This is a genomic window from Marinomonas transparens, assembly GCF_016463975.1.
GTDB classification, from domain to species: Bacteria; Pseudomonadota; Gammaproteobacteria; order Pseudomonadales; family Marinomonadaceae; genus Marinomonas; species Marinomonas transparens.
The window spans coordinates 1-14,533 of record NZ_JAEMNX010000022.1; the positions used below are offsets into that span (position 1 = coordinate 1).

Here is a 14,533-nt window from a genome sequence, read left to right on the forward strand (position 1 = left end):
AAACATTAAGAAAATGATTGTAAGCAAAATTTACAAAACATAAATACAAAGATACATTTACTTACAATTAATGTAAATTAACAGCAAAATTCAAACGGACAATCTGATAACGAATCTAGAAAAGACTCAACTGAGAAAACATTCAATTAGTAGAAAGGTACGGTTTAAAGAAGGACGCTGATTAATTTTCCTATAAAACACACAAGATACACTGTGTTGTTTTAAGTACTGCGGAAATATATTTAAATTTGATCGTAATTTAAAGTTGTGAATATAGAAAGAAGATCAAGGAAAACCATGAAGGATGTCTATTGCGAATAATTAAGATGACAATAGATATTCATCCATTATCATCCTACACACCACACGAAAAGCGAAATTAACGATTCGTTTTATGTACCAAGCCTTGAATGCCCAACACGTAGCCTTGCACGCCCATACCAACCACTATGCCAGTGGCAACAGGAGAGATATAAGAGTGATGACGAAAGGCTTCGCGGGCATGCACGTTGGAGATATGCACTTCGATCACTGGCACTTCTGCACCTTTAATCGCGTCGTGTAAGGCAATGGAGGTATGAGTATAGGCGCCGGGGTTGAACACCACACCGAGCACTTCACCGGCTTTAATGCGTCGCCCTGCTTCGTGGATCAGGTCGATTAACGCGCCTTCATGGTTCGATTGATGACATTCCACCTTGTGGCCCAAGGATGCAGCAGCGTCAGCGCATAGGGCTTCTACATCGGCTAAGGTTTCATGACCATACTGCTCGGGTTCACGGGAGCCTAATAAGTTAAGGTTCGGACCATTTAATACCATGATGGTAGACATATAAGACTCCTACTAAATTGATCAAACTAAAATACGCAACTCACGCCTTCTCTCAGGCCATCTAACTCAGGCTCTTTCATCTAGACAAGAAAATGCAGTAATAAACTCAATGTGAGAAAAGATAACATAGTTGTCGCTAATAAGGTGCTAGCACAGAAGCTTCGTTCACCATATTCGCCACAAACAATAGGGTAAGTACTAAACATGGGCACAGCGGCAAAAATGACCACGGCGACTTTTAGTTCATATGGCATGGTCGGTGTTAACAACAGCAACAAAGCGACACTAACAGGAAAGATGATCAGCTTCGCCAAGGCCACCAAAACAATAGGGCTCAATTGCCCTTTAATCGACACACCAACCAGAGATCCACCAATGACGATCAAGGCTGTAGGTGCCGCCCCCGCCGCCAATAAGTTCAAGCCTCTACCAATAAAGTCTGGCGGGCTGATATCTAATATGGAAAAAGCCAAACCACTCACTAGGGCAATCAATAAGGGGTTGGTTGAAATACGTTTTACCACAGTAACAATCAGGCTCTTTCCTTCGTTTTTGTCTCTGCCTAACATGGTTTCAATGAAAATTAAAAACACGGGTAATAGCACGATGTTTTCAACCATCAAGGCCATCGCAAAAGCTTGCGTTAAGGGCTGATCAAAAAATTGCAACAGCACAGGAAAACCAATAAAAGCGCTGTTTGACATGCCTGAGCCGACCCCCCTAACACCGGAGATAACTAAGTTACCCTTAAGCAGTTTCCAACTCAGTAACACGGTAATAAAGAAGGTTAATAGGCCACCAGCCGCATAGACAGCAAGGTAGTCAAAGTGGATAACGTCATTAATGTCCATGTTGGAAAGCTTCATAAAGATTAATGAAGGCAAGGCGAGATAAAGTACAAAGCGACTCATTCCCGGCAAGGAAACTTGCGGGATAAAAGAATAACGAGCGCCAATAAACCCTAATAAAATCAAGAAAAAAATAGGAGCTGTAATATTTAACACAACGGCCATGAAGCAAATGTCCTAATTAGGGATATAAAAACTAAGTAGAACCTTAGCAAACAAGCTGCCAACTCAAAACAACAAAAGCAAGATAGAGGTCTTTGCACAGCGCAAAGGTCTCAGATAATCAAAGCCTGCACTAAAAATCATGATTGATTCATGGCCATTGCGCCATGAATCAACGACAAAACACTTAATTCGTGACGGCTTCCTCGGTTGCTAGCAGTTGTAAACCCGCCCCAGTATTCGAGATAGGCAGATGATAACTACGATGCAATTCTGTCAATTGACTGGCGCCTTGTAGTGTACCTCGCATGGCTAACCACATGTTGAGTTCAACACCTTGTGAGCCGCCCTTTTCAACCAAATCGTAATTACTTAACTTGGTTAGCACTTCTGGTTCATCGACGATTTTTTCCATGCAGTACAAGTCAAACGGTTTATTGATAAAGCCCGCTCGCTGACCATCCAGCTGATGGGATAAACCACCGGTGCCAAATACCACGACATTTTGGTCACCAGAGAAAGAACGAATGGCTTCGCCAATGGCCTTACCTAAGTCATAGCAACGACTTGGCTTCGGCATTGGGTGGCGCTCACAATTGATCGCAATAGGAATCACCTTAATATGCCCATATTGATGACCCGGCCACATCAGGGTTAATGGCACGGTCAGACCATGGTCAACTTTCATTTCTTGGCAAACGGTAATATCGAAGTCATTGTCGATCAGTTCATTAATAATATGCCAAGAGAGTTGGGTTTCGCCAGTCACCGGAGGAATTTCAGCAATGCCCCAGCCTTCATCGGCGTTTTCATATTTGTCAGCGGCCCCTATGGCAAAAGTCGGTTTGCGGTCATGGAAAAACTCAAGGCCATGATCGTTATAAAAAATAACGGCAATATCCGGCTGCTGGGCATATAACCACTGGCGTACAGGCGGGTAAGCATCAAAAAAACCTTTCCAATAAGGGGCCTGCTCTAAGCCTTTATCCATGGCAACACCAATAGCAGGAATATGAGACGTGGCGATACCACCTAAAATGTGAGCCATTAGACTTCCCCTTGCTTAACCAGAAACGCTTTAAATTCCTCTGTCGTCATACCGGTTTGTAGTCCGCCTACATCCTGCACATTCAGCCCCAAGATTCCCGCGAACTTCGCTAAATAATAAATGCTACCGCCCGTCTCCAACATGGCGATCACATCTCTGTCTCGCATGACCTGTCGTTGCGCTTCTGATAAGTTAAACTTTTCGTAATAGGCCTCTTCATCAGCCAGAAATTCAGCGCGTGATTCAGCTTGATTGAAGGAGAAACACATTTTATTAAGTGGGTAACCTTTTGTGGCCATTGGCCCATCAAAGAGGATATTGCCGGGGATTTGCAGTGAATGGTTCATTTTCGCACCTTTAAGCTTGTCTTCTTATTGAGAGCTTTACAGCAACTACGTTTGCCAATGCCTAATAACAAGGTCTCATCGCATACTTTTCCAACAAGAGTATAAAAAACAACCTATGGTGCAGACCTTGATCTAGATCTGTTTTTTGCTATTTAAAAAAGAGAATCAACTCATTACATAGAACTTCATTAAAATTCACAAAAACTGCCATATATATTATATAGGCTTTCATGAATCCTTAGTTTTTGTTTGTCTGCCATTCATTTTTGAGATAGTTTAAAAGAAAACCAATCAGGAGTTCCGCATGGAAATGCCGATCCCAAATCTACGTCATCTGCGTGTTTTTCTAGCCGTGACCGAATTAAAAAGCATTACCCGCGCTTCTGAGACTATTTTTTTGTCTCAGCCTGCCATCACTCAGGCTATCGCTAAGTTAGAAGGCCAGCTAGGGACGCTATTATTTAAGCGCCACTCTGACGGCATGTATCCCACCACCTCTGGTGAAGCTTGGCAAAAACGTGTTTCTCGAGCCATTGATCATCTTCACCTAGCCACGTTAGACGTAGTAAAAGACAATGTCCCCAAGGAATTTCCGCCTAAAAATCTGCTCGCCTTAATCAGCACTACACAATTAAAAGCTCTCATTGCGGTTTGTGAAGCGCAAAACTTCAGCATCGCTAGCCGTAATTTGGGGGTTTCTCAATCTTCTGTACATAGGGCAGCACGGGACCTAGAACGCCTACTAGGGGTTACCTTATTTGAAAAAAGCAGTCTGGGAATTCGTGCAACCAAGGCGGCTCAAACCCTAGCCAAGGCCACTAAGCTCGCCTTTAGCGAACTGCGGCAGGGCCTATATGAGATTAATGCCCTGCAATTTAAGGACGTGAGTACCATTGCCATAGGTAGTATGCCGCTTGCTCGTACAACCATCTTGCCTAAATCCATTTTACGCTTTAATGACCGGCATCCTGATGTGAATGTGAATGTAACCGATGGCCCCTACGGCGATTTATTACACCACCTTCGTCAAGGGGATATCGATATGATTTTAGGGGCACTACGGCAGCCTTCCCCGGCAGACGATGTGATACAGGAAGAACTATGGTCTCCGCCTTTGTCTATCGTTGCCCGTGATGGTCATCCTTTAATGGCAAAGGAAAACATCTCTGCTCAAGACCTAGCCCAATACGCTTGGGCCGTTCCATCTCAAGGCACTCCAACCCGGCAGGCCTTTGAAGCTATTTTTCACGATGCCCAAATGAGTCTACCGACCCGTCTAGTCGAATCGAGTTCACAAATACTGGTCCGCGAATTATTGCTGGAAAGTGACCGACTGACCTTGATCTCTGCCCATCAGGTAGAGCGAGAAATCAATATCAATTTATTAAAAGTTATCAATTTTCCATTGGAACACACACGACGCCCTATTGGCCTTTGCGTTCGAAAAAGCTGGCTTCCAACTGTTACTCAATCTCATTTTTTAAGTTTGTTGAGAGAGGTGTCCGAGCATTTTCGGTGATGTTTTTAAAATACCCTTTGCATAAAACGAATATCAAATGCGGTTAATCGATTACCCCATGCAAAGGGGGAATGCTAGATTTGATGGCAATAAAAAGTCGAGTTTTTCCTCTGCTTTATTTCATAACAATAACTGACCCTAGACCTTTACACGATGTCACGAGCAAAGGTTTCGATCTGCACTTTCAGGAGTAAATAATGAGAATTTGTATTGCTGGCGCCTCTGGCGCATTTGGTATGAAACACATGGACGCCATTGCGGCGATTGAAGGTGCAGAAGTTGTTTCTGTTGTCGGTACAAAAATTGATGCCATCAAAGCCTTTGCTGAAGAACGTGGCGTGCCACATTACACAACCGACTTCGCGGAAAGCTTGGCCCGTGACGACGTTGATGCTGTGATTCTTGCGACGCCAACGCAAATGCACGCCGCGCAAACCATTCAGTGTTTAGAAGCTGGTAAGCACGTGATGTCGGAAATCCCTATGGCAGACAGCATTGAAGATGCCCGTCGTGTCGTTGAAGCCCACAAGAAAACCAACCTTGTCGCTATGGCCGGCCATACTCGCCGTTTTAATCCTTCTCATCAATGGATTCACAACAAAATTAAGGCTGGTGAACTCACTGTTCAACAGATGGATGTGCAAACGTATTTTTTCCGCCGTTCAAACAAAAACGCCCTAGGCAAAGCACGTTCTTGGACAGACCATCTACTATGGCACCACGCTTGTCACACGGTAGATTTGTTCCAATACCAAACTGGCGAAACAGCAAGCAAGGTTCAAGCTCTACAAGGCCCAATCCATCCAGAACTTGGCATTGCCATGGACATGAGCATTGGCATGAAGGTCCCTAATGGTGCTATTTGTACGCTGTCTTTGTCTTTTAATAATGATGGCCCATTTGGCACTTTCTTCCGTTACATCTGCGACAACGGCACTTACCTTGCCCGTTACGATGACCTTTATGACGGTAACGATAACAAGATTGACCTAAGCGGTGTGGCCGTTTCTAACAATGGTATCGAGCTACAAGACCGTGAATTTATTGCGGCTATTCAAGAAGGTCGGACACCAAATTCTTGTGTCACTCAAGCCATCGAAGCAATGGAAACATTAAACCGCCTAGAAGAATGTCTAGAAGACTAATATTTAAACGTTCGATATATAAATAGGGAGCCTAGGCTCCCTATTTTCGTTAATCACTTTTTTGCTATGGTATGCACCTAGCTGAGCAAAATAATGAGGATATTTTCTATGTCTAAACACCCACACCTAACCAATCCAAGTATCGGCTTGGGTTGTATGAACCTTTCCCATGCTTATGGCTCACCTGTTGCTGAGGAGCAAGCGATCAAAGCCCTTCAAGCGGCCTTTGAAATGGGCTATCGTCATTTTGATACGGCAACTCTATACGGTGGTGGAAAAAATGAACTGCTCGTGGGTAATGCGTTAAAAGATCGTCGTGATGATTTCTTCCTTGCCAGTAAATGTGGCATGGCAATGGTCGATGGCAAAAAAGAAATCAATGGTCGACCAGAGAATCTAAGAACTCAATGTGAAAATAGTCTAAAACGTTTGCAAACAGACCATATCGATTTGTACTACTTACACCGTATGGATCCGAATGTTCCTATCGAAGAAAGCGCGGGTGCTCTAGGCGATTTAGTGAAAGAAGGTAAAATTGGTGGTATTGGTTTGTCTGAAGTGTCTGCTGACACGCTCGCTCGTGCTCACCAAGAGTTTCCAGTAACCGCCATTCAAACTGAATATTCCCTATGGACACGTAACCCTGAAATTGCGGTCTTAGAGGCCTGTAAGCAATTGGACATCACCTTTGTCGCCTTTAGCCCACTGGCCCGTGGTTTTCTGACAGGCACATTAAAAGACGTAGCAGAACTGGAAGAAAAAGATATCCGTCGTAATATGCCGCGCTTTCAGGCAGACAATTACCCACATAATCTAGAATTACTCAATGACTATCTAGCACTAGCAAAAGACATTGGCTGCACGCCTGCACAACTGGCTTTGGCGTGGACCCGAGCGAAGGATAGCAATATTGTGCCGATTCCTGGGACTCGTTCGGTCAATCATATGCAGGACAATTTCGACGCAGGTAAATTAGTACTTGATAACAAGCAAGTGAGCTTGCTAGATGAAATGATTAATGAAAATACGGTTCATGGCCCACGCTACAACGCAGGCCAGCAAAAAGAAATCGACACTGAAGAGTTTTAAACAGCACTTCAAACTGCAATACTACACGGAAACCTAGCGCCTATTGGGACTTTAAACACCTGATAGGCGTTGTCGATTTTATCTCGTCACGCTCCTATAACCGTCTGTTTAGCCAATCCACAACGGCCTATTTAACCTCCCAATTTGAAGCGCCTTTTTACTTGGCTAATACGCCAATACAACGAAGCAACTCACGGTTTCATCACAGTAACGTTTCAAAACAATTAAATACCACTTTTTTTTATAGACCTTCTATATTTAGAGAAATATTAATTCAGCCTTGGATACACCAAACAGTAATAAATAGCGAGGATCAGCTATGTTTTTTAATAAAACAAAACCAATACCCCAAAGCAAAAATAAAAAAACTCACTCAGACAGCGATGCCATTATTAAGTCATTAAATAAATTTTGCGCAACCATCAGCTTTTTACCTGATGGGACTATTTTGGAAGCGAACAGCTTATTTTTACAAACTGTCGGCTACTCCCTTGAGGAAATCCAAGGACAAAAACACATGATGTTTTGCTCTAAAGAAACCGCTTCCAGTCCTGAGTACCAAAGTTTTTGGCCAAGTCTAGCCGCTGGAGAATGTCAGCAAGGTACCTTTTTACGTAAGCATAAAGACGGATCCGATATTTGGCTTGAAGCCACTTACCTTCCCATTGAAGTCGACGGGGAGATAGTTAAAGTCGTAAAAACAGCGGCCAATATAACGAAAGAAAAGAAAATGGCCGACCGCCAACTGGCCGTTTATTCTGCCATTAACCGTTCTTCTGCCGTGATCGAATTTGAACCTGATGGCACCGTACTCGATGCCAATGAAAACTTCTTGGCCACCATGGGGTTTAACAATTCATCTGAGATTATCGGCCAGCATCATCGCCTATTTTGTAAAGATGAATTCTATCAAAAGAACCCTGATTTCTGGGCAGAGCTGGCACAGGGTGATTTCAAATCAGGGCAATTTGAGCGAGTAGATAAACACGGAAATACCATTTGGCTGGAAGCGACCTACAACCCTATTTTAAATAGTCAAGGCATCGTTCGAAAAGTGGTCAAGGTAGCGTCTGATATCACCAAGAGAATAAACGATCAACTCGCCATTCAACATGCCGCTGAAGTTGCTCATTCAACCTCAGTAGAAACCGCACAAGTTTCAGAAAATGGCGCGCAAATTCTACGTCGTACCGTCGAAACGTCTGACCAAATTGTGGCCGAAATTGATGCTTCAACCGAGCTGATTGAACAGCTTAATCATCAGTCAGAAAACATCGCTAAAATCGTCACAACCATTAGTTCAATAGCCGACCAAACCAATCTGCTCGCCCTAAATGCCGCCATAGAAGCCGCCCGAGCGGGTGAACATGGACGAGGCTTTGCAGTGGTGGCCGACGAAGTCAGAACCCTAGCAGCACGCACCAGTACGTCGACGGTTGAAATTGAAGACATGGTGGCACAAAACAGTAATCTCACCCGCCAAGCCAAGGCCAGTATGGGTAAGGTAACCGAACGCTCCGCTGAAAATGCTCAGTTCATCAATGAAGCGTCAGGCATCATTGATGAAATATTGAAAGGTGCTGAGCACGTAGCTGGTACGGTGAATAAATTACTCGATAGCAAATAATTTCATATTCTTTTGATCATAAAAAAACGTGCTCTCTTACAAGAAGAAAAGCACGTTTTATTTTATCTCTATGTCTAACTAGCTGTCTGGCATTTCATGCTCAAGCAACAACAGTCCCGCCCCCGTATTAGAAATAGGCGCATGGTAATTCCGATGCAGTTCTGTCACTTTACCGCGTAACACACCACGCATGGCGATCCACATGTTCAGTTCAACCGTTTGCGCACCACCAATTTTAACCAAATCTAAATTCGTATATTTGGTTAATTCTTCAGGGGTAGTGACCAGTTTGTCCATGCATTCAAGGTCAAACTTACGGTTCAGCGTACCTGCTGCTTCACCATCTAGCTGATGGGACAAACCGCCGGTACCAAAGATCGCCACTTTCATATCGGAATCGTAAGACTCAATCGCTTTACCAATGGATTTGCCTAGCTCAAAACAACGCCAAGGTTGCGGCATAGGATATTGCTCACAGTTAATGCAAACAGGGATCACTTTCACATGACCATAATTATTTCCCGGCCACATCAAGCTAAGTGGCACAGTTAAACCGTGATCCACTTTCATTTCTTGGCAAATGGTCATATCAAAGCCATCATCTACTAGGCTGTTTGCAATGTGCCAAGAGAGTTCAGATTCGCCTGTTACCGGAGGAATAGTCGCGATGCCCCAACCTTCGTCCGAGTTGTGATATTCGTCAGCGACACCAATCGCAAAAGTTGGCTTTTTATCAATGAAAAATTCAAGGCCGTGATCATTGTAAAAAAGCACGATCACATCCGGCTTTTTTTCATTCAGCCATTTCCTTACCGGTGGATAGCCATCAAAAAAAGGTTTCCAATAAGGTGTTTCTTCCGCTTTGTTTGCCATTGCATTGGCAATCGCAGGAATATGAGACGTTGTCACTGCGCCAATAATATTCGCCATTACTCTTCTCCTGAGCCACGTTTAACAAGCATGGCTTTAAATTCGTCTAGACTCATACCCGTTTGGATCGCACCAATGTCTTGCATATTCAGTTTCAATAAGCCTGCAAACTTAGCCACATAGTAGATACTGCCGCCTTCTTGCAATAAGCCAATAATATCTCGTTCATGAATGGCTTTGATTTGCTTATCCGTTAAACCAAATTTTGCACAATACGCATCTGGGTCTTGATTGAATTCATCCCGAGCAGCTTGCTCATTGAATGAAAAACACATTTTATTCAGCCCGTAACCTTTTTTAGCCATTTTGCCATCAAAAAGGTAAGTGCCCGGTACTGGTTGCGTTGGATCATTCGTTGTCATGATTCACACCTCATTTAGTTTTATAGCTATTGCGTCACAAACTTTTCATTATGACCAATAGAGACGCATTGGGTTATCGACCAATAAAGCCTGTTGCTGGGCTTCAGTAGGTGCGATATGTGGAATAACGTCCACTAGATGGCCATCATCAGGCACGTGCGTTTTCATATTCGGATGTGGCCAGTCTGTTCCCCACAAAACACGATTGGGGAATTTTTCCACTAGAGTACGAGCAAAAGGCACAACATCTGAATAATCTGGTGCTTGTAAAGTCAATCGCTCTGGACAGCTCACTTTACACCACACATTGTCATTTTCAGCCATGAAGTCCACAAAGCGCTCGAAGTCTGGGTGATCAACACCATTTGCGACGCTCGGTGTGCCCATATGATCAACGACTATGGTGGTATTCAGCTCTTTTAAGAAAGGAATCAGATCTTCAAGATCCGCCGCTTCAAAGTACACCACAATGTGCCAGCCAAAGGGCCTGATTTTTTCAGCGATGGAGAAAAACACTTCCCTTGGCGTACTATCGACAAGACGTTTTACAAAATTAAAACGCACACCTCGAACACCCGCTGCGTGCATTGTTTCCAACTCTTCATGAGTAATGCTGTCATCAACAAACGCCACCCCACGAGCCAAATCGCCCGCTGTATTTAAAGCATCAAGCAAGGCTGAATTATCAGTACTATGACAAGACGCTTGCACAATCACATTACGAGAAAAGCCTAAATAATCACGCAACGCGAATAACTGCGCTTTCGATGCATCACAAGGCGTGTATTTACGCTTTGGGTGATAGGGAAATTTATCGGCAGGCCCAAATACATGACAATGAGCATCTACTGCTCCCGCTGGTGCTTTATATTTAGGTTTGCTTGGATTCGGGTGGAATGGAAGATAATCTTTGTCCATCATGTTCAAATACCTATTTTATTATTCGTTATCTGATCTTTTATAGATCTTTCGAAGCGCTCTTAAAGAGCGCCTAAAATTCAGTTAAAGGCCATTGTCATGAGCAAAAACCTGCCCATCAAACAGCTTTCTAGCAGTACGCAAAATCGCAGCTGAACTCACATCGCCATTATTTTCTTGGTCTAAAATCACTGTCATTGCCCCAATCGGATGCTCTACATCCAAAGACATTCGCGCTCCCGCTTGATAGCTCGCAATCTCATTGGCTGGCGAGCCTTGCAATACCGCCGCCGTGGCGACACTAACCGCACCTAATACGCCAATCGAAGCATGACAACGGTGCGGAATAAAAGTGCGAGTAGAAATGGCGCCACCCTTAGTTGCTGCGCTAACCATGGTCATTTTAGGTACAGATTTATCTTTCACGTCGCCCAAGTTCATCATGGGGCCAACTTGCAGACGAATGGATTCTAGCTTGGCACGTAGCTCCTCGTTGGCTTCTAATGCTTCGCGAGATTCCGTTCCTGTAATTCCCATATCGGCGGCTCGCATAACCACAACAGGCATGCCATTGTCGATACAGGTCACTTCAATGCCATCGATCACATCCACGACGTTACCCGTTGGCAATAAAGCGCCACAACTTGATCCGACCGTATCTTGAAAAGTAATAGGCACAGGAGCAGAGAATCCAGGGACGCCATCAATACGCGCATCACCCTCATATTGCACGTCACCATTTTCAACAAGGACACGGGCAACAGCAACCTGCCCCGTATTCTCCATGAAGATACGAACTGAGGTTTCGCCCTCAACGGCATCCACTAGGCCACGCTCAATAGCAAAAGGCGCAATACCTGCAAGAATATTTCCGCAATTTTGTGCGTCTGTCACAATCGGCTGATCCACAAACACTTGTAGAAACAAATAATCTACATCGGCATCGTCCCGTGTTGATTTTTTCACCACGGCCACTTTTGAAGCCAATGGATCCGCTCCCCCTATACCATCAATTTGACGATCATCAGGAGACCCCATTGCGCGCAATAAGAACTGCGCCCTAGCATCCACATCAGTCGGTAAATCAGACGCTAAAAAGTAAGCTCCTTTCGACGTGCCGCCTCGCATCCACATGCAAGGTGCCGCCTTTGGGGCGCTAGAACCATTAGACATACTTCAGGCCTTTTTCTTTCAAACGTGGGCGCATTTCATAAATATCCAAGCCCAACTCGCCATTCGCCATACGTACACGTTTTGCTTCTTCATTGGCCATACGTTTACGAGCCAGCTCAAGCACTTCCGCTGCACTCTCACGACGTACGACAACAACACCGTCATCATCCGCCACTATCACGTCGCCAGGATTAATCAATGCATCCGCACACACCATAGGAATATTTACCGAGCCGACCGTTTCTTTGATTGTGCCTTCAGAAAAGACCGCCTTCGACCAAACTGGGAAATCCATTTGGCGCAGATCACGGGTATCACGCACACCACCATCGATAATCAAACCAACAACACCACGGGATTGAGCAGAGGTGGCCAACAAATCGCCAAAAAAACCATGATTAGAAGGTGAGGTGGGAGCAAACACCATCACATCTCCTGCTTTACATTGCTCAATGGCAACGTGCATCATCCAGTTATCACCCGCAGCACCAGAAATGGTAACGGCTGAACCAGCAATGGTTTTATCAATCTGAATGGGACGCATGTAATGGGCCAACAGACCGACTCGGCCTTGAGATTCATGAATAGTCGCTACGCCACACTCTGCTAAGCCGTCAATAACAGCTTGATCAGCACGTTCGATATTTTGTACTACAACATTATTTCGCATGATATCTTCCTTACACTTTCAGTCTAGAGAAGACGCGACGTGCATTGTCTTCAAAGATGGCTTGTTTTTGCTCTGCATTCAATACCTTGTTGTTATCAATGTAACGCTTAGTATCATCAAAATAATGACCGGTTTCTGGGTCAATACCACGAACTGCGCCAATCATTTCAGAGGCAAACAAGATGTTTTTCGTCGGAATGATATCCAATAAAAGATCAATGCCGCGCTGATGGTAAACACAGGTATCAAAGTAAACGTTATTCAATACACGCTCGGCAAGATCGAAACCTTGGTCTTGTGCCATACCACGGAAACGTCCCCAGTGATAAGGAACAGCACCGCCGCCATGAGGAATGATTATTTTCAGTTCTGGAAAGTCTTTAAATACATCAGACATCATTAGCTGTTGAAAGCCTGTTGTATCGGCTCCAAGATAATGAGACCCCGTGGTGTGGAAACAATCATTACAGGCCGCACTCACATGAATCATGGCAGGAATATCGTATTCACACATTTTTTCGTAGATAGGGTAAAAAGAACGATCTCCTAAAGACTTATCTTGCCAGTAACCACCACTTGGGTCTGGGTTCAAATTGATGCCAAGAAAGCCCATTTGCTCAATGGTACGCACAATTTCACCAACGGATTTAGCTGGATCGACACCAGGCGATTGAGGTAATTGCGCTACCGGAGCAAAATTGTCTGGGAAAAGGTCACACACACGACGAATCAGATCATTTTGATGCTCTGTCCAATATTGGCTAGTGTACTCATTACCGATATGGTGGCCCATCCAGCTAGCACGAGGCGAAAAGATCGTCAGGTCAGTACCGCGTTCCTGTTGTAAGCGCAGTTGGTTGTTGATAATACTGTCGCGGATTTCATCATCAGAAACAATTACCTTACCTTTCTCACCTACAAAAGAAGGATCTTTGGCTACTTGTTCTTTTTGCTTATCTCGGTACTCACCCACACCCGGTGGTGTTGTCGTGTAATGTCCATGGCAATCTATAATCATGCTACTGTCTCTTTCTTATTTAAGGTAACAAACTCATTAGGATAGGCTCTATTGAAACTGGTCATATAAAACCCATCACTTTATCTGGTTTAGAGTATTGTTTTCTGAAGAGAGTTTGGCTATTTCAATTTAACCGAAAGGGTATTGTATTTTGAGATAGGGTTTGTTTGCATTTTTCCAATACCAACATTCCCCATATAAAGACAAGAAGTGCAAACCGCACTTTTCACATTCTTTATTATCAAAGCACTAGGCACAAAAAAAGCCGCAATTGCGGCTTTTTTTGATCATGAGAAAATTAAAGCTGAGACAGCACATATTCCGCCGAACTCACCTTATACTCACCTGGCTCATCCAGCCATAACTGCTGAACAATGCCGTTACTCACTAACATGGCATAACGCAAACTACGAATACCCATTTTGGCAGCCGAAATATCTAACTCTAAACCTAAGGAGCAAGTAAATTCAGCTAGACCATCCGCTGCCATTACCAAGTTTTCCGCATTATTGGCTTGTCCCCATGCATGCATAACAAACACATCATTAACTGATAAACAGACAACCTCATCAATGCCTTTTTCCTTTAAAGCATCATAATGCACAACAAAACCAGGGAGGTGACTAGCACTGCAAGTTGGCGTAAAAGCACCCGGCACAGCAAACATTAATACCGTTTTACCAGAAAAAAACTCAGTTACATCTACCGTATCAGGGCCTTCTTCGCCCATTACTTGAAACTGTCCTCTAGGTAACATGTCACCGATATGTATCGACATTCCGTTTAATCTCCCGAATAGTAAATTTTGCTTACTTTAAAGCATTAAAGGCCCATTGCAAATCTGC

At 44.1% G+C, this 14,533-nt stretch carries 15 protein-coding genes; 4 read left to right on the forward strand and 11 right to left on the reverse strand.

All coding sequences use genetic code 11. From position 1 onward, the window contains the following. Positions 1 to 379: 379 nt before the first annotated feature. The 4 genes from aroQ to I8J31_RS16120 form a co-directional block, all read right to left on the reverse strand. Positions 380 to 832 (reverse strand): type II 3-dehydroquinate dehydratase, encoded by a 453-nt coding sequence (aroQ, locus tag I8J31_RS16105; RefSeq protein ID WP_199469610.1) that lies wholly within the window; start codon positions 830 to 832, stop codon positions 380 to 382. Between the two features lie 80 nt (positions 833 to 912). After that, on the reverse strand, positions 913 to 1,845 hold the full coding sequence (locus I8J31_RS16110) for an AEC family transporter (RefSeq protein ID WP_199469611.1): 933 nt from the start codon (positions 1,843 to 1,845) through the stop codon (positions 913 to 915). A gap of 184 nt (positions 1,846 to 2,029) precedes the next feature. After that, on the reverse strand, positions 2,030 to 2,890 hold the full coding sequence (locus I8J31_RS16115) for a class III extradiol dioxygenase family protein (RefSeq protein WP_199469612.1): 861 nt from the start codon (positions 2,888 to 2,890) through the stop codon (positions 2,030 to 2,032). Further along, a complete protein-coding gene (locus I8J31_RS16120; protein WP_199469613.1) occupies positions 2,890 to 3,237 on the reverse strand; it encodes a protocatechuate 4,5-dioxygenase subunit alpha in 348 nt (115 codons plus the stop codon). The genes I8J31_RS16115 and I8J31_RS16120 overlap by 1 nt, the downstream gene beginning before the upstream one ends. Before the next feature lie 304 nt (positions 3,238 to 3,541). Here I8J31_RS16120 and I8J31_RS16125 point away from each other — a divergent pair, with 304 nt between their 5' ends. From I8J31_RS16125 to I8J31_RS21135, 4 genes are all read left to right on the forward strand, one after another. Continuing rightward, positions 3,542 to 4,756: a LysR family transcriptional regulator gene (locus I8J31_RS16125; RefSeq protein WP_199469614.1), complete on the forward strand. Its 1,215-nt coding sequence runs from the start codon at positions 3,542 to 3,544 to the stop codon at positions 4,754 to 4,756. 197 nt (positions 4,757 to 4,953) lie between these two features. Then, a complete protein-coding gene (locus I8J31_RS16130) occupies positions 4,954 to 5,901 on the forward strand; it encodes a Gfo/Idh/MocA family oxidoreductase (RefSeq protein ID WP_199469615.1) in 948 nt (315 codons plus the stop codon). Between the two features lie 108 nt (positions 5,902 to 6,009). Beyond that, on the forward strand, positions 6,010 to 6,990 hold the full coding sequence (locus I8J31_RS16135) for an aldo/keto reductase (RefSeq protein ID WP_199469616.1): 981 nt from the start codon (positions 6,010 to 6,012) through the stop codon (positions 6,988 to 6,990). A gap of 319 nt (positions 6,991 to 7,309) precedes the next feature. Continuing rightward, positions 7,310 to 8,617, forward strand: coding sequence for a methyl-accepting chemotaxis protein (locus I8J31_RS21135; RefSeq protein WP_199469617.1), 1,308 nt, complete (start codon positions 7,310 to 7,312; stop codon positions 8,615 to 8,617). 78 nt (positions 8,618 to 8,695) lie between these two features. On the opposite strand, the gene I8J31_RS16145 is transcribed toward I8J31_RS21135, so the two are convergent. From I8J31_RS16145 to I8J31_RS16175, 7 genes are all read right to left on the reverse strand, one after another. Next, complete coding sequence (locus I8J31_RS16145; protein ID WP_199469618.1) at positions 8,696 to 9,547, reverse strand: class III extradiol dioxygenase family protein; 852 nt, start codon at positions 9,545 to 9,547, stop codon at positions 8,696 to 8,698. Further along, positions 9,547 to 9,909: a protocatechuate 4,5-dioxygenase subunit alpha gene (locus I8J31_RS16150; RefSeq protein WP_199469619.1), complete on the reverse strand. Its 363-nt coding sequence runs from the start codon at positions 9,907 to 9,909 to the stop codon at positions 9,547 to 9,549. The genes I8J31_RS16145 and I8J31_RS16150 overlap by 1 nt, the downstream gene beginning before the upstream one ends. 48 nt (positions 9,910 to 9,957) lie before the next feature. Continuing rightward, positions 9,958 to 10,830 carry an amidohydrolase family protein gene (locus tag I8J31_RS16155; RefSeq protein WP_199469620.1) on the reverse strand — a complete coding sequence of 291 codons (873 nt, stop codon included), beginning with the start codon at positions 10,828 to 10,830 and terminating at the stop codon, positions 9,958 to 9,960. Between the two features lie 81 nt (positions 10,831 to 10,911). Then, positions 10,912 to 12,000, reverse strand: coding sequence for a 4-oxalomesaconate tautomerase (locus I8J31_RS16160; protein ID WP_199469621.1), 1,089 nt, complete (start codon positions 11,998 to 12,000; stop codon positions 10,912 to 10,914). Next, positions 11,993 to 12,670 (reverse strand): 4-carboxy-4-hydroxy-2-oxoadipate aldolase/oxaloacetate decarboxylase, encoded by a 678-nt coding sequence (locus I8J31_RS16165; RefSeq protein ID WP_199469622.1) that lies wholly within the window; start codon positions 12,668 to 12,670, stop codon positions 11,993 to 11,995. The genes I8J31_RS16160 and I8J31_RS16165 overlap by 8 nt, the downstream gene beginning before the upstream one ends. Before the next feature lie 10 nt (positions 12,671 to 12,680). Then, positions 12,681 to 13,688 (reverse strand): amidohydrolase family protein, encoded by a 1,008-nt coding sequence (locus I8J31_RS16170; RefSeq protein ID WP_199469623.1) that lies wholly within the window; start codon positions 13,686 to 13,688, stop codon positions 12,681 to 12,683. Positions 13,689 to 13,986: 298 nt separating this feature from the next. Then, positions 13,987 to 14,466: a peroxiredoxin gene (locus tag I8J31_RS16175; RefSeq protein ID WP_199469624.1), complete on the reverse strand. Its 480-nt coding sequence runs from the start codon at positions 14,464 to 14,466 to the stop codon at positions 13,987 to 13,989. Between the last annotated feature and the right edge of the window lie 67 nt (positions 14,467 to 14,533).